Annotated in this window: 15 protein-coding genes and 1 pseudogene; 8 read left to right on the top strand and 8 right to left on the bottom strand. The window is 70.6% G+C overall.

What is annotated here, in order from left to right:
- Window positions 1-135: 135 nt before the first annotated feature.
- Both ABZX10_RS04230 and ABZX10_RS04235 read right to left on the bottom strand, forming a co-directional pair.
- Window positions 136-1301, bottom strand: a protein-coding gene (locus ABZX10_RS04230) for an IS3 family transposase (protein WP_355534877.1) whose coding sequence is annotated in 2 segments (ribosomal slippage) — window positions 136-1026 and window positions 1029-1301 — 1164 coding nt in all. Because the reading frame shifts where the segments join, the coding sequence is not laid out codon by codon here.
- Window positions 1302-1518: 217 nt separating this feature from the next.
- Window positions 1519-2721, bottom strand: a pseudogene (locus tag ABZX10_RS04235) (IS110 family transposase).
- Between the two features lie 302 nt (window positions 2722-3023).
- Here ABZX10_RS04235 and ABZX10_RS04240 point away from each other — a divergent pair.
- The gene (locus ABZX10_RS04240) at window positions 3024-3581 is read left to right on the top strand and encodes a YdcF family protein (protein ID WP_355534879.1); all 558 of its coding nucleotides are present in this window, start codon (window positions 3024-3026) and stop codon (window positions 3579-3581) included.
- Window positions 3582-3585: 4 nt separating this feature from the next.
- Here the strand turns inward: ABZX10_RS04240 and ABZX10_RS04245 are convergent, their stop codons facing one another.
- The 3 genes from ABZX10_RS04245 to ABZX10_RS04255 are packed head-to-tail and all read right to left on the bottom strand — an operon-like array spanning window position 3586 to window position 6380.
- Window positions 3586-4329, bottom strand: a complete 744-nt coding sequence (locus tag ABZX10_RS04245; RefSeq protein WP_355534881.1) for a sulfite exporter TauE/SafE family protein — start codon at window positions 4327-4329, stop codon at window positions 3586-3588.
- A gap of 57 nt (window positions 4330-4386) precedes the next feature.
- Complete coding sequence (locus tag ABZX10_RS04250) at window positions 4387-5406, bottom strand: agmatine deiminase family protein (protein WP_355534883.1); 1020 nt, start codon at window positions 5404-5406, stop codon at window positions 4387-4389.
- Window positions 5403-6380: a nitrilase-related carbon-nitrogen hydrolase gene (locus tag ABZX10_RS04255; RefSeq protein WP_355534885.1), complete on the bottom strand. Its 978-nt coding sequence runs from the start codon at window positions 6378-6380 to the stop codon at window positions 5403-5405. Before ABZX10_RS04255 ends, ABZX10_RS04250 begins: the two co-directional genes overlap by 4 nt.
- Window positions 6381-6500: 120 nt before the next feature.
- On the opposite strand from ABZX10_RS04255, the gene ABZX10_RS04260 reads away from it, so the two are divergent.
- Window positions 6501-7139, top strand: a complete 639-nt coding sequence (locus ABZX10_RS04260) for a TetR/AcrR family transcriptional regulator C-terminal domain-containing protein (RefSeq protein ID WP_355534887.1) — start codon at window positions 6501-6503, stop codon at window positions 7137-7139.
- On the opposite strand, the gene ABZX10_RS04265 is transcribed toward ABZX10_RS04260, so the two are convergent.
- Window positions 7110-8624 (bottom strand): PucR family transcriptional regulator, encoded by a 1515-nt coding sequence (locus ABZX10_RS04265; RefSeq protein WP_355534889.1) that lies wholly within the window; start codon window positions 8622-8624, stop codon window positions 7110-7112. The two genes, ABZX10_RS04260 and ABZX10_RS04265, sit on opposite strands and share 30 nt — an antisense overlap.
- Before the next feature lie 124 nt (window positions 8625-8748).
- Here ABZX10_RS04265 and ABZX10_RS04270 point away from each other — a divergent pair, with 124 nt between their 5' ends.
- The 6 genes from ABZX10_RS04270 to ABZX10_RS04295 all read left to right on the top strand — a co-directional run bounded on the left by ABZX10_RS04270 (window position 8749) and on the right by ABZX10_RS04295 (window position 17628).
- Complete coding sequence (locus ABZX10_RS04270) at window positions 8749-10176, top strand: aminobutyraldehyde dehydrogenase (RefSeq protein WP_355534891.1); 1428 nt, start codon at window positions 8749-8751, stop codon at window positions 10174-10176.
- 35 nt (window positions 10177-10211) lie between these two features.
- Window positions 10212-12194, top strand: coding sequence for a primary-amine oxidase (locus ABZX10_RS04275; RefSeq protein WP_355534893.1), 1983 nt, complete (start codon window positions 10212-10214; stop codon window positions 12192-12194).
- Window positions 12191-13057, top strand: a complete 867-nt coding sequence (locus ABZX10_RS04280; RefSeq protein ID WP_355534895.1) for a universal stress protein — start codon at window positions 12191-12193, stop codon at window positions 13055-13057. The genes ABZX10_RS04275 and ABZX10_RS04280 overlap by 4 nt, the downstream gene beginning before the upstream one ends.
- Window positions 13054-14613 (top strand): APC family permease, encoded by a 1560-nt coding sequence (locus ABZX10_RS04285; protein ID WP_355534898.1) that lies wholly within the window; start codon window positions 13054-13056, stop codon window positions 14611-14613. Before ABZX10_RS04280 ends, ABZX10_RS04285 begins: the two co-directional genes overlap by 4 nt.
- Window positions 14610-15974 carry a 4-aminobutyrate--2-oxoglutarate transaminase gene (gene gabT / locus ABZX10_RS04290; protein ID WP_355534900.1) on the top strand — a complete coding sequence of 455 codons (1365 nt, stop codon included), beginning with the start codon at window positions 14610-14612 and terminating at the stop codon, window positions 15972-15974. Before ABZX10_RS04285 ends, gabT begins: the two co-directional genes overlap by 4 nt.
- A 193-nt stretch (window positions 15975-16167) precedes the next feature.
- Complete coding sequence (locus ABZX10_RS04295; protein WP_355534902.1) at window positions 16168-17628, top strand: NAD-dependent succinate-semialdehyde dehydrogenase; 1461 nt, start codon at window positions 16168-16170, stop codon at window positions 17626-17628.
- On the opposite strand, the gene ABZX10_RS04300 is transcribed toward ABZX10_RS04295, so the two are convergent.
- Window positions 17629-17988 carry a hypothetical protein gene (locus ABZX10_RS04300; RefSeq protein WP_355534904.1) on the bottom strand — a complete coding sequence of 120 codons (360 nt, stop codon included), beginning with the start codon at window positions 17986-17988 and terminating at the stop codon, window positions 17629-17631.
- Window positions 17985-18398 carry a hypothetical protein gene (locus ABZX10_RS04305; protein ID WP_355534906.1) on the bottom strand — a complete coding sequence of 138 codons (414 nt, stop codon included), beginning with the start codon at window positions 18396-18398 and terminating at the stop codon, window positions 17985-17987. The genes ABZX10_RS04300 and ABZX10_RS04305 overlap by 4 nt, the downstream gene beginning before the upstream one ends.
- Between the last annotated feature and the right edge of the window lie 17 nt (window positions 18399-18415).

Below are 18415 nucleotides of genomic sequence, written 5' to 3' on the forward strand. Positions count from 1 at the left end.
GGAACCCACGCTCACATCCGTTCGTGTGGGTCAAAACCGCGGAGGACATCCTCGCCAAGATCGACCGGAAGAAGACTTCAGCCACGCGCCACTAGGTCGAAGGGACTGCTGCACCGATAGGTGACAGTTACGGTGTCATGCCGCTGTCGCGGCTGTGTTGATGATGGTCTCGTATTCGATGGGCGTCAAGCGGCCGAGGCGGGCTTGCCGGCGGCGGCGGTGATAGGTCCGCTCGATCCAAGTGACGATCGCGATCCGCAGTTGCTCGCGGGTGGCCCACCGACGTCGATTGAGGACATTCTTCTGGAGCAGCGCGAAGAACGATTCCATCGCTGCGTTGTCGCCGGCGGCGCCGACCCGGCCCATTGATCCGACGAGGCCGTGCCGGTTCAACGCTGCGACGAACTTCCGAGACCGGAACTGAGACCCTCTGTCCGAGTGGACAATGCAACCGGATACGTCGCCTTCGCGGCGAGCAACAGCATTGTTGAGCGCGTTCACTGCGAGGCGTGATTGCATACGGGAGTCGATGCTGTAGCCGACGATCCGCCCCGAGCAGGCGTCCTTGATCGCGCACAGGTAGAGCTTGCCCTCGTCGGTCCAGTGCTCGGTGATATCGGTCAACCAGAGCTCGTTCGGAAGCTCGGCGGTGAAGTCGCGTTCGACCAGGTCATCGTGCACCGGCGGCCCGGGCTTCTTGCCGTTGCGGCCTCGTTTCTTTCCGAAGGTCGACCACCAGCCGTTGGCGCAGCAGATCCGCCACGCCGTCCGGCCGCTCATGGGTTGACCAGCAGCGTCGGCCTCGTCAGCGAGGAACCGGTACCCGAACTCCGGGTCCTCGCAGTGCGCATCGAACAGGGCGTTCGCCCGCTCCGCGGCGACCCGGTCGGCGGCGGTGACCGCATCATTGAGCCATCGGTAGTAGGGCTGGCGGGCGAGCTTGAGGACCCGGCACGTCACCGTGACGGGGATCCCGTCGGCGGCGAGCTCCTTCACGAGCGGGTAGAACCTTTTCCCAGCAGGTTCGCCTGCGACAGATACGCCGCAGCCCGTCGCAGGACTTCATTCTCCTGCTCCAACAGGCGGATTCGTCTATTCGCCTCACGCAGCTCCGCAGACTGCCCCGACGTCATCCCAGGCTTGTTGCCGTCGTCGATATCAGCGCGACGCATCCACTTCTGCAAGGTCATCGGGTGCACCCCGAAGTCCTTCGCGATCTGCTCGATCGTCACACCGCTCTCACGGTCCCGGGCAACCCGGACCACGTCGTCGCGGAACTCTTTCGGATAGGGCTTGGGCACGATGGCCATCCTTCCAGGCCGGCCCTCTCAGGCAAGCCAGATCAGATGTCACCTATCGGTGCAGCAGTCCCGAAGATGTAACGCGACCCGTGTCCGCAACAACGTCACGCACTCGTCCGGTCGTGCGACGTCGTGCCTCGGCGCCGCCAAGGTCCGGGCGCGCGAATCTTGAGGCGGTCCGCCAGGCCCGACCTCGATTCCGTTCTGGTCGTCGCGGCTATGCGGCGATCGACGTGGACCGTCGATGTTGGTACGGCTGGCTGCGCCGGAGCATGGCGTGCAGGACGTCGATGCGACGGCGGGACAGGCAGACCAGCGCGGCGTTGTGAGGCTTCCCTTCGGACCGTTTTCGCTGGTAAGAGGCCCGGGAGGCGGGATCGGCGAAGGAGGACAAGAACAGGGCCCGTTTGAGGGCTTTGTTGCCGCCGTGGCTGCGGTGCTCACAGCGGATGGAGCTGCCGGATTGCCGGGTGACGGGTGGGAGGCCGGCGTACGAGGCGAGGTGCCCGCTAGTGGGAAATCGACCGATGTCCCCGACCTCGACGGGGATGGTGGCGGCGGTCCTGACCCCGATCCCCGGCATGGAGGTCAGGACCTTCCCGAGAGGGTGCGCGGACAATATCTCCTCTCTCCGTGTGGCTGCTTCCGCCCGCTGAGCAAGCAACCCCGAGAGCGTCTCGACCAGCTTCGGGATCACCGCCTCCACACCCGCGGTGCCGGGTACGACGACGGTCTGCTCGCGAAGTGCCTTTTCGATCGCTTCGACCAGCTGGGCGCGGTTGCGGTGCGCCTGCTTGGTCACCACCGCCGAGAGCTGGCGGCGCGAGAGTTTCGACAGCCCAGTAGGTCCGCCGTAGCGGCGCAGCAACTTCAGCGCCACGGTCTGCTGCAGTCGTGGGCCGAGCACACGATCTAGGGCGGGGTGGATCTGCCCCAGCAGCGATTGAATCCGGTTCGTCAGGCGAGTGACCTCCCCGGCGAGGTCAGTGTCGAAGCCAACCAGCACACGCAGATTCGCCAGCGCCTCCTCGCCCGACGTCCAGGGGCCGCAGGGTGTGCGGGGTCGAGCGGGCGGCTTCGGCGATCACATAGGCATCGCAGGCGTCGATCTTCGCCGAGCCCGGATGGGTCTGCGCCAACCGGCGCATCACGAGCCCTGGCAGGTAGGCCACGTCCACGCCGTCGGTGGCCTGCGCGACCGCGACGGCGAGGGCACCGATCGACGCTGGCTGATCCACAATCACCAACACCGGCCCGCGATCGGTGAAGAGCTTCTGGAACAGGCGCTCCAGGTCGGGTGCGCTTGCGGTACTGGCTTGTCGAACACGGTCCGGCCAACCGGTGTCAACGCGCAGCCATGGTGACTACTCTTGCCGACGTCAAGTCCGAGAAACACTGCATAGTCGAGTCGTTCGTTCATCTGCACCCTTCCAACTCGTGGAACTGCTTCGCGACCGCAAGTCAAGCGCAGATCCCCGGCACCCACGTTACGAAAGCCCAACCCCGAAAAGTGCAGGTGGACGTATCCCTATCAGCGGTCGACCGGCGCCACCGACCCCGGCGACGCCACAACCCGGATCATCAACTACGACAGGGGTGGAAGTCATACCGAAGCCGGCGACCGCAGCCCCGACACCGGGACCACTACAAAGGTGACGGGGAGGTTGTGCGGCGAAGCGGCTCAGGTCGGCGGCGCGCCATCGACGCCGGTAGGGTGGCCGCGTGCGGCGATGGCAAAAGCTCCTGTGGGTGACAGCGGTGCTCGTCGTCGCCGTGCTCGCCGCGGTCGGTGGGGTCGGGTACGTGCTCTTCGGTGTCCCGCACGAGGATCCGCTCCGCAAGGTGGACGCGATCATCGTCCTGGGCGGTGAACACGACTCCCGCGAGTACTACGGGATCCGCCTCGCCCAGGAGGGGTACGCCAAGAACGTGGTCCTCTCGAACCCGTACGCCGCGACCGACCGCACCATGCAGGACCTGTGCGACACCAGGATCGACGACATCGCCATCACGTGCGAGCGGCCCGCGCCCAGTACGACGCGCGGCGAGGCGATGTTCACGCGGCGGCTGTCCGAGCGGCACGGCTGGAAGTCGGTGATCGTGATCAGCTGGGGTTACCACCTCACGCGGTCCCGGTACATCTTCGACCGGTGCTACAGCGGCGAGACGGTACTGCGGGCGGTCCCGCGCTCGTACGACTACGGCCCCGCCGACTGGGAACTCGTGTACCTCTACCAGTTCTTCGGCACCGCGAAGGCCGTCGTGCAGGGCTCCTGCTGAGCGGTCAGAACCACCCGCGCGCCAGCCACGCCGCGAGCCCGAGCCCGCAGATCGCGACCACCACCCGCAGGCGTCCGGCGTCGATCCGCGCCACGACGGGCGGGCCGCACCAGCCGCCCAGGAACCCGCCGATCGCCATCGCGATCGCCGCCGGCCAGTGCACCGGGCCGAAGACAGCGAAGCCGATGGCCGCCACCAGGTTCGCCAGCCCGAGGACGTAGGCCTTGAGCATCGCCGCGCGCCACAGCGGCTCGGACGTCGCGACCAGGGTGAGCGCCAGGATCATCACCCCGGCCCCCGCGCCGAAGTAGCCGCCGTACACCGAGACCAGGAAGACTCCGACCGGGTAGTACCGCGCGAGACGCGCGACCTCGGGGCGCTCGCGCAGCCGCGGCTGCAGCAGGATCGCCACTGCGGCAACGGCGATGAGTGCCGGCACCACGGCCTCGAAGGTGCTCCCCGGAGCCAGCATCAGCAGAGCGGAGCCCACGACGCCGCCCGCAACCGCGAGCACGGCGAGCAACCGCATCTGCGGCTTGTTCTTCACCAGCTCGGACGCCGACGACGCGATGGAGCCACCGCCCACCGCCACCATCGCGACCGTGTTCGTGACATTGGCCGCCACCGGCGACAGGCCCATCGCGAGCAGCGCCGGATACGAGACCAGCGAGGCCAGCCCGGTGATGTAGCCGATCAGGCCCGCAGCGAACCCGGCGACCACCATCGCCGCGATCATCCACGCCGTCATCGCCCCACCGTCCGACCTACATCAGTCGCAACGATTGTCGCGCGGCACGGGGCGGACTCAGACCGCGGGCTGCTGCTGCGTGATGCAGTGGATGCCGCCGCCGCGGGCGAACAGCGGCCGCGCGTCGACGGTGAGGATCTCCCGGCCGGGATAGGCGGCGGCCAGGACCTCCACCGCCACAGCGTCGTTCGGGTCGTCGAAGGAGCAGGCGACCACGGCGTCGTTGACCACGACGTGATTGATGTAGCTGTAGTCGACGAAGCCCTCGGCGTCGCGGAGCACCGTCGGGGCGGGGACGGACACGACCTCCCAGGGCCGGCCCGCGGCGTCCGTCGACGCGGCGAAGACCTCCCGGATGCCCCGGCACCGCTCGTGGTCCGGATGCGCGGGATCGCGCTGGTCGTGCAGCAGGACGGTGCCCGCCGACGGGACGGTCGCGACGATGTCGACGTGGCCGCGCGTACCGAAGGTGTCGGAGTCGCGGGCGAGCCCGTAGGGCAACCACACCGCGTGCGTCGCGCCGATCGTCCGGGCCAACTCGGCCTCCACGTCGGCCTTCGAGAGCCCCGGGTTCCGGCCCGGATCCAGCTGGACGGTCTCGGTCAGCAGGACGGTGCCGGCACCGTCGACGTTGATTCCCCCGCCCTCGCCCACCAGGTCGGACCCGATGTACTCGGCCCCGGCGAGCTCGGCGACGAAAGCCCCGATCCGGCTGTCGCGGTCCCACGTCGCCCAGGACTGGCCGCCCCAGCCGTTGAACACCCAGTCCACGGCGCCCAGCCGCCCATCCTCGTCGACGACGAAGGTGGGGCCGATGTCGCGCATCCAGGCGTCGTTCAGCGGGGCCTCCACGACGTCGACGGCGCCGGCCAGGTGACGCAGCGCGGCCTGCCGCTCGTCGGGATCGACGACCACGGTCACGGGCTGGAAGTCGACGATCGCGTTCGCCACCGCAGCCCACGTGGTGCGCGCGGATTCCTGCTCCGAAGCCGTGTCGCCCAGCGAGTACCCGGCGGACGGGTAGGCCATCCATGTGCGGGTCTGGTGCGCCGTTTCCGACGGCATCCGCCAGGTCACCGGGCACCGCCCAGGGGGCCGCGCGCCGACACCGGCTCGGTGAGCAGGCCGTAGGTGTCCGGCCGGCGGGTGGTGAGGAACGGGAAGAGCGTGAGCCAGTCGCGCCGCTGGTCCAAGTCCAGGTCCGCCACGAGCACCGCCGACGCGTCGCGGGGCGCCTCGACGAGGACGCGGCCGTACGGGTCCGAGATGAACGAGCTGCCGTAGAAGGTGATGGCGCCCTCGTTCCCCCAGCGGTTGGGCACCACCATGAAGGTGCCGCTGGAGATCCCGTTGCCCACGATCACCTGTCGCCACAGGGGCGCGGTGTCGAAGTCGGGGTGATCGGGTTCGGAGCCGATCGCCGTCGGGTAGGCGATGATGTCGGCCCCACCCAGGGAGTAGGCCCGTGCGACCTCGGGGAACCATTCGTCCCAGCAGGTCGGGAGCCCGAACCGCGCGCCGCCCAGCTCCGACGGTGCGTGGACCGGGTAGGGATCGGCGCCGCCGTCCGGCCCGGGGCCGCGCAGGAAGTAGGTGTCCTCGTAGTAGCCGGCCGTGACCGGGATGTGCAGCTTGCGGGTCTTCCCGAGTAGCTCGCCGGACGGCGAGACCAGGATCGCGGTGTTGTAGCCCAGCGGCTCCGCGTCGGGATGCCGCTCGTAGAGGGAGGCGTGGACGACGACGCCGTGCTGCTTCGCCGCGGCGGCGGCGAAGGTGAAGGTGGGCCCGGTCAGCAGGTCCTCGGCGAACGCGCTGGGCTGCGCGCCGCCCCGCTCGAACGCTGGGTAGCGCAGCAAGGTGATCTCCGAGAGGAAGACGACCTCGGCGCCGGCCTCGGCCGCCTGCCCGATCGCGTCGGTGAGCTCCTTCGCGAGCAGGTCGGCGTCGTCGTGCCAGCGGTGCTGCACGAGGGCGACGCGCAGCGGCTCGCGGGCCGGGGTGTCCACGCGGGCGGGCGATACCGGGATCTCCGGCGCGACGATGAGCTCCATCTCGGCTCCTCCAGAATTTATCGACAGGCTTTCGATAAAAGATAGACCGTGGTGACGGCCGCCACAAGAGCCAAATCGAAGGCCTGTCGATTAATCGCTGGATCGGGTAGGTTCGTGCAGGTGAGCAGACGTGTCGGACGGCCCAGCAGCCCGCAGCTCGACCGCGCCTCGATCGGAGCGGCGGCGCTGGAACTGGTCGATGAGGACGGCTCCCTGAGCATGCCCGCGCTCGCCCGCCGGCTCGGGGTGCAGGTCTCCTCGATCTACCACCACGTCGAGGGCCGGGCGGGCGTCATCGGCCTCGTCCGCGACCTCGTGACCGCGGACATCGACGCCACCTGCTTCGACGCGCTGCCGTGGGACGAGGCCCTGGACACCTGGGCCCGCACCTACCGCGACGCCTTCGCCGCGCACCCGTCGGCGGTCCGGCTGCTCGCGACCGAGACCATCGGCGGCGACCAGAACCTGGCCATGTACACCGCCGCGGCGGCGGCGCTGCTCCGCGCCGGATTCCCCGTCGATCGCGTCATGGGGATCATCGTCGGCGTGGAGAACTTCCTGCTCGGTGCGGCGCTCGACGTGTCCGCGCCCGACGAGCCGATCCACGTCGGCGACGAGCCGGGCGCCGAGGATCTGCGCCGGGCGGTGGCCGCGGCACCGTCGGGCCCGGATCGCTCGCTGCAGGCCTTCGACCTGGGGCGCGCGGCGATGATCGAGGGCCTGCGAGCGCTACTCGTCGCCGAGCAGCAGGGCCAGTAGGAGCTCGGCGCGCACCCGCGCCGACTTCAGGTCCACACCGAGCACCTCCTCCGCCCGCGCCACCCGCGCCCGCGCGGTGTGCCGATGCACACCGAGGGCCGCGGCGGTCCCCTCCCACTGCCCGTGGTTCTCGAGGTACGCACGGAGCGCCTGCGCCAGACCGGGGTCCTGCACACGCAAGGGCTCGAGCAGCGCGCGGTCGAGCGCGGTCAGCGCGCCCCGCGTGCCGGGGTCGGTGAACAGAGTCCGCCCGGCCAGCGCGGAGGCGTCGACGGTGCCCCCGCCGGGCCGGGCCGCGCGGGCGGCGAGCTCGGCCGCGGACACCGCTTCGGCGACGGCGCCCGCCGCATGCGGCGCTCCGAGCCCCGACCGCAGCCGCGCCCGCTCGCCGGGTGCGAGACTCGCGACCAGTCGGTCCGCGAAGGTCGGCCCGTCGGCGCCGCCGAGCAGCGCGACGACGACGTCGACGGCCGCCTCGGTCACGAACACCGGCCGGCCAGCGTCGTGCAGCGCCGCCCGCACCGCGGCGACGACGGCCTCGGCCTCGCCGCCGCGGACCACGAGCGCACGGACGCCCGCCGGATCGGCGGCCTCGCCGACCAGGCGCGCGGCCTCATCGGAGTCCCCGCCCGCCGACAGCACCAGCCGCAGGGCCGCCGCGTTGATCCGCCACTGCGCACGCAGCAGCCGCAGCGGCCGCTCGAAGTCCAACGCCAACAACGAATTCGCGTGCCCGATGAGGACGTGATCGGTGGCCAGCGGCTCGTGCGGCAGCACGACGCCGAGGTGGCCGTGCTCGCGGTCGCCGACGCGGATCGGCTGGGTCACGATCGTCGCACGACCGGCCCCGTCCACCGCCGTCACCGGCCCGACCGCGGATGCCGCGCGGTGCGCCCGCGCCAGCTCGCCCACCTCGCGCGACGCGGCCGGATCGACGTCCACGGGGTGGGCCTGCACCACCCGGCCGCTGCGGTCCAGGAGCAGGGCCGTGCCGCCGCAGCCCACCGCGAGCTCGCGCAGCGTGGCCGACGGTCCGCCGACCACTGCCGCTCGGGTCATGCGCTGCTGGGCACGGCCTGCGGCCACCTGCGACGCGTTCGCGCGGCGCGCGATCTCGTCGATGACGGTGCGCGCAACGGCCACGAAGGGCGTCGGCAGCGGCACGTCCACGAGGGCCAAGCCGTACTCGTCGGCCGCCGCGACCAGGGCCGACGGTGCGCTGGCCCGCGACACGCCCACACCGAACCCGAGCGCCGAGACACCGCGTTCGGTGAGTCGGCGCACGTACATCCGACACCCCTCGTCGCCGGGTGGGATGCCGATGCCCGTGGTCAGCAGCATCTCGCCGCCGGCCAGCCAGGGCGTGGGATCCGACAGCTCGGTGGTGATGACGAAAGTGATGGGGACATCGGTCGCCGCGGCCCCCGCACGGAGCCCGAGACCCAGGTCCCGCTGCGCGAGCAGCCAGCGCACCGTGACGGCCATGCCACTCCATTTCGTCGAGTCACTCCGATCGATGTCGCCATTCTGGCAGATGCGATGAACAGTGACCCAGCGCACAGTGAGAGGACCGCACCCGCCCTGCCGCCACCGACGAGAAAGAGCCGCGATGACAGACCGCCTCCAGAACTACATCGACGGAGCCTTCGTCGACTCGACGTCCGGCACCTCGATCGACGTCGTCGATCCCGCGACCGAGCAGGTCGTGGCGGTCTCCCCGGTGTCCACCGACGCCGAAGTGGCCGCTGCGATCGCCGCCGCCGAGCGCGCCTTCCTCACCTGGGGCCGCACCACGCCCAGCGCGCGGCAGGCGGCGCTGCTCACGCTGGCCGACGCCATCGAGGAGCACGCCGACGAGATCGTCGCGGCGCAGGTGCGCAACACCGGCCAGATCGCCGCCCTGGTGAAGTCGGAGGAGGTCCTCGTCTGCGCCGACCAGGTGCGATTCTTCGCGGGCGCGGCCCGGATGCTCGAGGGCCGGTCCGCGGGCGAGTACATGGACGGCTTCACCTCGTACGTCCGGCGCGAGCCGATCGGCGTCGTCGGCCAGGTGACCCCGTGGAACTACCCGTTCATGATGGCCATCTGGAAGATCGCGCCCGCCCTCGCCGCGGGTAACACCGTGGTGCTCAAGCCCTCCGACACGACGCCCGAATCGACCCTGGTGCTGGCCCGGATCACCAAGGACGTCCTCCCCGACGGCGTGTTCAACGTGGTCCTCGGCGACGGCGGCGTCGGCGCCCGGCTGGTGAGCGACCCCGCGCTCGGCCTGGTCGCGATCACCGGGTCGGTCCGTGCGGGCGTCGCCGTCGCGACCGCGGCGGCGACGGACGTCAAGCGCGCGCACCTGGAGCTGGGCGGTAAGGCCCCCGCCGTCGTGTTCGCCGACGCGGACCTCGCCCGCGCCGCGGAGGGCATCGCCCAGGCCGCCTTCTTCAACGCCGGCCAGGACTGCACCGCCGCCACGCGGGCGCTGGTCCACGAGTCGGTGTACGAGGACTTCGTGGCCGCGCTCGTCGCGCAGGCGCAGACGCTACGGCCCGGCGCGCCCGACGACCCGGACGCCTTCTTCGGCGCCCTCAACAACGTGCGCCACTTCGGCGCCGTGCTCGACAAGCTGGCGGCGCTGCCCGCGCACGCGGTCGTCGCGACCGGCGGCAAGCGGATCGGCGAGCAGGGCTTCTACCTCGAGCCGACCGTGATCACCGGTGTGCACCAGGACGATCCGATCGTCCAGGAGGAGACCTTCGGCCCGATCATCACGGTGCAGCCCTTCGCCACCGAGGACGAGGCCGTGGCACTCGCCAACGGCGTCGACTACGGCCTGGCGGCCAGCGTCTGGACCACCGACCACGCCACCGCGAACCGGATGAGCATCCGCATCGACGCGGGCGCGGTGTGGATCAACTGCCACATCCCGCTCGTCGCCGAGATGCCGCACGGCGGATTCAAGCACTCGGGTTACGGCAAAGACCTGTCTGCGTACGGCCTGGAGGACTACACCCGTATCAAGCACGTCATGAGCAGCAACGACTAACCGCCGCCGAAGCCCGCCGAGAAAGGCACCCCGCGATGCAGACCTCCTCCCCCGCCGCCCATCCTCTGGACCCGCTCTCCGCCGACGAGATCCGCGCCGTCACCGCGCTGCTCGCCCGCGAGCACGGCGTGAACGACGACTGGCGCTACGCCTCGATCGAGATGTTCGAGCCGAGCAAGGCCGAGATCACCGCCTTCGACGCCGACGGGACGCCCTGCGAGCGCGTCGCGGTCGCGGTGCTCTTCGACCGCACGGCGAACCGCACCTACAAGGCCCGCCTGTCCCTGACGGACGGCGCCGTCACCGCCTTCGACCACATCCCGGACGTGCAGGCGAACGTCACCGTCGACGAGTGGGACGAGGCCGACAAGGCCCTGCGCGCCCACCCCGACGTCATCGCGGCGCTCGCCGCGCGGGGCATCACCGACATGTCGCTGGTGTTCATGGACACCTGGACCTACGGCGCGGTGCTGATCCCGGAGGAGTTCGCGGGGCGGCGGATCGGCTGGTCCGACACCTGGGTCCGGGCGGTCGACGGTGCCAACCCCTACGCCGGGCCGGTCAACGGCTTCCACTGCGTGATCGACCTCAACACCATGGAGCTGCTGAAGATCGAGGACACGTTCCACGTGGAACGTCCGGAGATCATGGGCGAGTACGTGCCGCGGATGCTGCCCAAGGAGATCCGCGAGGCGAGCACGCGCCCCGAGCGCAAGCCGCTCGAGATCACCCAGCCCGAGGGCCCCGGCTTCACCCTCGAGGGCAACAAGCTGACCTGGCAGAACTGGTCGCTGCGGGTGGGCTTCAACTACCGCGAGGGCATGACCCTGCACGCGATCACCTACAACGACAACGGGAACGTGCGCAAGATCGCGCACCGCCTCTCCTTCGCCGAGATGATGGTCCCCTACCGCGACCACTGCGAGGACCACTACCGGCGCACCGCCTTCGACATCGGCGAGTGGGGCCTCGGCTTCATGACCACCTCGCTGGCGCTCGGCTGCGACTGCCTCGGCGAGATCCGGTACCTGGACGCCACGCTCCACGACAGCAAGGGCGAGCCCTACGACATCGCCAACGCGATCTGCATCCACGAGGAGGACAACGCCGTCCTCTGGAAGCACGTGGACCACCACGCCGGCGCCGAGGTCCGCCGCATGCGCCGCCTCACGGTGTCCTTCCACGTGACCGTCGCGAACTACGAGTACCTCACCTACTGGCGGTTCTACGAGGACGGCAACATCGAGTGCGAGGTGCGCGCCACCGGCATCATGGTGGTCAGTCACTTCCCCGAGGGCGGATCCCATCCGCACGGCACGCTCGTCGACCAGCGCACCTACGCGCCCTTCCACCAGCACTTCATCGTCGCGCGCATGGACCTCGACGTGGACGGCGAGAACAACACCGTCTACCGGTCCGAGACGCAGATGGTGCCCACCGGGCCGGACAACCCGTACGGACTGTCGCTGCAGCAGGTGAACACGCCGCTGCGCACCGAGTCCGAGGGCAAGCAGGACCCGCACTACCCCACGCAGCGCTCGTGGAAGGTGGTCAACGACAACGTCACCACCGGCCTGGGCGTCCATCCGTCGTACAAGCTGGTCGCGTCGGCGAACGTCCCCGCGATGTTCGACCCGGCCTCCCCCATCCTCGACCGCTGCCGCGCCATCGAGCACACCCTGTGGGTCACCCCCAACGATCGCGAGGAGCGCTGGCCCGCGGGCGAGTTCGTCAATCAGGGCGGCGGTGGGATGGGCCTGCCGGCCTGGACCGCGCAGAACCGCTCCATCGAGAACACCGACGTGGTGCTCTGGTACACCTTCGGCATCCACCACATCACCCGTCCCGAGGACTGGCCGATCATGCCGGCGGACACGGTGAGCTTCTGGCTCAAGCCCTTCGGCTTCTTCGACCGGAACCCGTCGCTGGACGTGGCCCCCACGCCCGCGAAGACCGGGTCGTGCTGTTCCACCGATTCCGACGGTGCCGCATCGTCGTGCTGCGAGGGGGAGGAATGAAGATCTACGTCGCCTACCTGGCCACCGACGGCGGCCGCGACGCCGTCGCGCTCGGCGTGCAGCTGGCGCGCACCCTCGGCGCCGAGCTCGCGCTCGGCATGGTGGTGCCGCCCGACCACACGGGGTCGTTCGTCTCGGGCGACCTGACCTCCCAGGTACTCACCGAGCAGGCGGACGCCTGGCTGGCGCAGGCGAAGACACTGGTGCCGGACGACGTGACCGCGAGCACCCAGGTGGGCGTGCACGACTCGATCGCCGGCGGCATCATCGCCGAGGCGGAGCGGATCGGCGCCTCGATCGTCGTGACGGGCGCCACCGGCGGAGGACTGCTCGGCAGGCACTCGCTGGGCCCCGTGGTCAACGACCTCATCCACTCCGCACCCATGGCCGTGGCGCTGGCCCCGCGCGGGCAGCGCCACTCCAAGGCGGAGCGGGTGCGATCGGTGACCTGTGCGGTCGGTGCCCGACCGGGCGCCGCGGAGCTGCTGGACGCCGCGATCGCCGGCGCCGAGCGCGCCGGCGTCCCCCTCCGGCTCGTCTCGCTCATCGCGGTCGACCTGATGCCCGGTCCGCAGCAGAGCGACGACGGCAAGCTCGACGAGGCCCGCCGTCATTCTCTCGAGGTGCTCGACGAGGCCCGCGGCAAGTTGTCCGGATCGGTCGAGGTGACCTCGGCGGTCGTCCTCGGCGACACGGTCGAGGACGCCGTCAACAGCCTCGACTGGCACCCCGGCGACGTGATCCTCGTCGGCTCGAGCCGCCTCGCGGCGCCCCGGCGCCTGTTCCTCGGCTCGACCGCGGCGAAGATGCTCCGCGTCCTCGACGTCCCGATGATCGTCGTGCCCCGGGCCGGGATCTCATGACCGCCGACGCGGGCCGCGGTCCCGACACCGCGTCCGCGGACGGGAGCGGCGACACCGTCGACAAGGGCCTCGCGAAGGGCAGGATCGGAACCCTCGCGGGCGCGGTCCTCGGCATCTCGACGGTGGCCCCCGGCTACACGCTGACCGCCAGTATCGGCCTCATCGTCGCCTCGGTCGGGCTGAAGATGCCCGCGATCTTCATCGCCGGGTTCATCCCGATGTTCCTCACCGCCTACGCCTACCGCGAGCTCAACTCGCGGGTGCCGGACTGCGGCGCGTCGTTCACCTGGTCCACCAAGGCCTTCGGGCCGTACGTGGGCTGGATGTGCGGATGGGGCATGGTGCTGGCCACCATCATCGTGCTGTCGAACCTGGCGGCGATCGCCGTCGACTACTTCTACCTGTTCCTCGCGCAGGTGGTGGGCAACGACTCGATCGCGGATCTGGCCTCGAACAAGCTCGTCAACATCGCGACCACACTGGTGTTCATCGTGATCGCGACCTACATCTCGGGTCGCGGCGTCACCACCAGCGCCGTGGTGCAGTACGCGCTGGTCGGCTTCCAGATGGTCGTGCTGGTGGCCTTCGCGGTCACGGCGATCGTGCGCTCGCACGGAGTACCCACCGGGCTGTCCTTCTCGATCGACTGGTTCAACCCCTTCACCGGGCTGACGATCGCGGCGTTCGTCGTCGGCCTCACGGGCTCGATCTTCGCGTTCTGGGGCTGGGACACGTGCCTCACGCTCGGCGAGGAGTCCAAGGACCCCACGAAGGTCCCCGGGCGCGCCGGGCTGCTCGCGGTGGTGTCGATCCTCATCACCTACCTGCTCGTGGCGATCGCCGTGATGATGTACGCGGGCGTCGGCACCGAGGGCGTGGGCCTGGGCAACCCGGACAACTCCGAGAACGTCTTCCGGCCGCTCGCGAACCCGGTGCTGGGCGGCTTCGGCGGCCTCATGCTGTTCCTCGCGATCTTCGCCTCGTCCATCGCCAGCCTGCAGACCACCTTCCTGCCCGCGGCGCGGACGATGCTCGCGATGGGCAGCTACGGCGCCTTCCCGAAGAAGCTGGCCGCGGTGCACCCGCGCTACCTGGTCCCGACCTACGCGACCGTCGTCTCCGGCATCATCACCGCCGTCTTCTACGCCGTGGTCAAGATGCTCTCGGACCGCGCCCTGCTCGACACCATCGCCGCGCTGGGCATCATGATCTGCTGGTACTACGGCATCACGGCCTTCGCCTGCGTCTGGTTCTTCCGCCGCGAACTGTTCACCGGTGTGCACAACATCGTCTACAAGTTCCTGTTCCCGCTGCTGGGCGGCACGATCCTCGCGATCGTCTTCGTCATCTCGGTGCAGGAGAGCCTCAACCCCGAGAACGGCAGCGGCTCCTCGCTGTTCGGAATCGGCCTCGTGTTCTACATCGGCTTCGGCCTGCTCCTCCTGGGGGTCGTGCTGATGTTCGTGCGGCGGGCCACCCATCCCGCCTTCTTCCGCGGCGAGACCCTGCGCCGCACCATCGCCCCCGTCGACGTCGACAAGGAGACCCTGACATGACCGCATCCACCACCTCCCTGACGTACCGCCTGCCGCAGGTCCGCAATCTCGTCACCGCCCTCCCCGGCCCGGAGTCCGCCCGCCTGGCGGAGCGCCGACGGTCCGCCGTGGCCGGCGGGGTCGGCTCGTCCGTGCCCGTGTACGCCGCGGACGCCGACGGCGGCGTCATCGTGGACGTCGACGGCAACTCGCTGATCGACCTGGGCTCCGGCATCGCCGTGACCAGCGTCGGCGCGTCCGACCCGCGCGTCGCGGAAGCCGTTGCGACGCAGGCTGCGCACTTCACCCACACCTGCTTCATGGTGACCCCGTACGAGGGCTACGTGGCCGTGGCGGAGCGCCTGAACGCGCTCACCCCCGGCGACCACGACAAGCGCACCGTGCTGTTCAACTCCGGCGCCGAGGCCGTGGAGAACGCCGTCAAGGTGGCGCGCCTGGCCACCGGCCGCGATGCGGTGGTCGCCTTCGACCACGCCTACCACGGCCGTACCAACCTCACGATGGCGTTGACCGCGAAGACCATGCCCTACAAGAAGGACTTCGGCCCCTTCGCGCCCGAGGTCTACCGGATGCCGATGTCGTACCCGTACCGGGACGCCGCCGCCGGCCTCGACGCCGACGGTGCCGCCGCCGCGGCCCGCGCGATCTCCCAGATCGAGAAGCAGATCGGCGCCGACTCGGTGGCCGCCGTCATCATCGAGCCCATCCAGGGCGAGGGCGGCTTCATCGTGCCCGCGCCCGGTTTCCTTCCCGCCCTGGCCGCCTGGGCGAAGGACAACGGCGTCGTCTTCATCGCCGACGAGGTGCAGACCGGCTTCGCCCGCACCGGAGCGTGGTTCGCCTGCGAGGACGAGGGCGTCGTGCCGGACATCATGACCATGGCCAAGGGCATCGCGGGCGGCATGCCGCTCTCCGCGATCACCGGCCGCGCCGACCTGCTCGACGCGGTGCACGCGGGCGGCCTCGGCGGCACCTACGGCGGCAACCCCGTCGCCTGTGCCGGCGCGCTCGCCGCACTCGACACCATGGCGGACCTCGACCTCCCCGCTCGTGCCCGGGCCATCGGCGCGCGCGCCGTCTCGCGACTGCGCGCCCTGGCGGAGGAGATCGGCGTGATCGGTGACGTCCGCGGTCGCGGCGCGATGATCGCGATCGAGCTGGTCAAGGCCGGAACGACGGAGCCGGACGCCGACCTGACGAAGGCCGTCGCGGCGAAGGCCCTCGCGGCCGGCGTCGTGATCCTGACCTGCGGCACCTACGGCAATGTCATCCGGCTGCTGCCGCCGCTGGTGATCGGCGACGACCTGCTCGACGACGCTCTCACCGTGCTGGAGACGGCGATCCGCGAGGCCGCTGCCTAGAGAGGCTCGGCCGACCCGCCGACCCGCCGACCCGCTGCCCCGCCAGGGAGCGGGTCTCTCTGCCGCGCGACTCTCGGATTCCGTCCGTTCCGGACACGTCGTCCGAACCGGACGGAATCCGAGAGTGCTTCGCCGCAGGCACCCGTCACCACCACATCCACACCGCCCCACTGCCACCGAGAGGCCCACCACCATGACCGCATCCCACGCACTCCCCGCTGGCATCCCCACCGGCCTGTGGCAGGGCGGCCGCTCCGTGCCGAGCGAGTCCGGCCGCACCTTCGACGTGGTCAACCCCGCCACCGGCGAGGTCCTCGCCGCCGTCGCGAACGCCACCCCCGCGGATGCCCGGGCCGCCCTGGACATGGCGACCGGCGTCGCCGACGAGTGGGCCGCCACCCCCGCCCGCACCCGCGCGGAGATCCTGCGCGCGGCGTTCGAGGCCGTCACGGCGCGCGCCGACGACTTCGCCCTCCTCATGACCCTCGAGATGGGCAAGATCCTGCCCGAGAGCCGCGGCGAGGTGGCCTACGGCGCCGAGTTCCTGCGCTGGTTCTCCGAGGAGGCCGTGCGCATCGGCGGCCGCACCGCGACCGCCCCCGCCGGGACCGGGGAGATCGCCGTCGTCAAGGAGCCCGTCGGGCCGTGCCTGGCGGTCACCCCGTGGAACTTCCCGCTCGCCATGGGAACCCGCAAGATCGGCCCCGCGCTCGCCGCGGGCTGCACCATGATCGTCAAGCCCGCCGAGGACACCCCGCTCACCATGCTGCTGCTCGCGCAGATCTTCGCCGAGGTCGGTCTGCCGGCCGGAGTCCTGTCGGTGCTCCCGACCCTCGACGCGCCGACCGTCGTCAAGGAGCTCATGGACGACGCCCGCCTGCGGAAGGTCTCGTTCACCGGCTCCACCGGGGTCGGCAAGATCCTGCTCGCGCAGGCGGCGAACAACGTCCTGCGCACCTCGATGGAGCTCGGCGGCAGCGCCCCGTTCCTCGTGTTCGACGACGCCGATCTCGACAAGGCCGTCGACGGTGCCATGCTCGCCAAGATGCGCAACGGCGGCGAGGCCTGCACCGCCGCCAACCGCATCCTGGTGCAGAACGGCATCCGCGAGGACTTCACCACCAAACTCACCGAACGCGTCGCGGCGATGCGGGTCGGTCCGGGCTGGGAGGCTGATTCCGCGATCGGCCCGATCATCAACGCCGAGCAGCGCGGCTCCATCTCCGCGCTCGTCGACGAGGCCGTCGCCGCGGGCGCCACGGTGCGCACCGGCGGCAAGCAGGTCGACGGTGCCGGGTTCTTCTTCGAGCCCACCGTCCTGGACGGCATTCCCGGCGGTGCCCGCATCCGCCGGGACGAGATCTTCGGGCCCGTCGCCGCGGTCGTCGGCTTCGACACCGAGGACGAGGGCGTCGCCATGGCCAACGACACCGAGTACGGCCTCGCCGCGTACTTCTTCACCGAGAATCTCGGCCGGGCGCAGCGCGTCGCGCGGAGACTGCAGGCCGGCATGGTCGGCGTCAACCGCGGCGTCATCTCCGATCCCGCGGCCCCGTTCGGCGGGATCAAGCAGTCCGGCCTCGGCTCCGAGGGCGGCAGCGAGGGCATCGAGGAGTACCTGAACACCAAGTACATCGCCCTGCCCGCGATCTGATCAGCCGATGCGCGGCAGTTTCAGGTACGCCAGGCCGAGCAGGTCGAAGGAGAGGTAGCCCAGGATCGCGGCGGCGGCGGCGCTCGCCACCACGACGAGCCCCCGCCACCACGTCCCCCGCGGGGCGGCCTGCAGCCACCAGAGGATGCCGGTGAAGGTCACCATCGGCCCCAGCAGGGCGATCGGCACCGTCGCCAGGCCCATGTCGCCGACGACCCGGACGACGCGGGCCACCGCGCCGAGCAGCATCGACAGCAGGGCCGTGACCAGCAGCAGCCTGCTCCATCCCGGACCGGCCGCGATCAGGCGGTACCCCGCCACGGATCCCACGGCCCCCGCCGCGGCGACGAGCACGATCACCCGCGGATCCTCCGCACCAGCCACAGTCCGGCCGCCGTGCCCAGCGCGGCGACCACCGGCGCCGCGAACAGGAATCGGACTCCGGCCGCCGGTGGCGTCGCCAGCAGCCCGACCAGTGCGTAGACCCCGACCGACGAGAAGCCGGCGAGCAGGCCGAACACGAGGAGACCGAACGCGCGGGGGCCCAGCCGGTCCCGCAGGCCGAACAAAATGCCGGCGGCGACCGACACGAGCGCGAAACCGAGGAGCCGGACGTCGAATTCGGCGCTGCGCCACGTCGGCGCGGTCGACAGCTCGTTCACGAGGACGGCGGCGAGGGCTCCGCCCGCCGCGACCGCCAGAAGGGTTCGACGGTCGGCGGGCAACCGCGCACCGTCGGGCGCGGTCCGGTCCCGGGTTCGGTCCTGCACGGAGACGACGATACGGC

It is taken from the genome of Tsukamurella sp. NPDC003166, assembly GCF_040611135.1.
In the GTDB taxonomy this organism is placed as follows: domain Bacteria; phylum Actinomycetota; class Actinomycetes; order Mycobacteriales; family Mycobacteriaceae; genus Tsukamurella.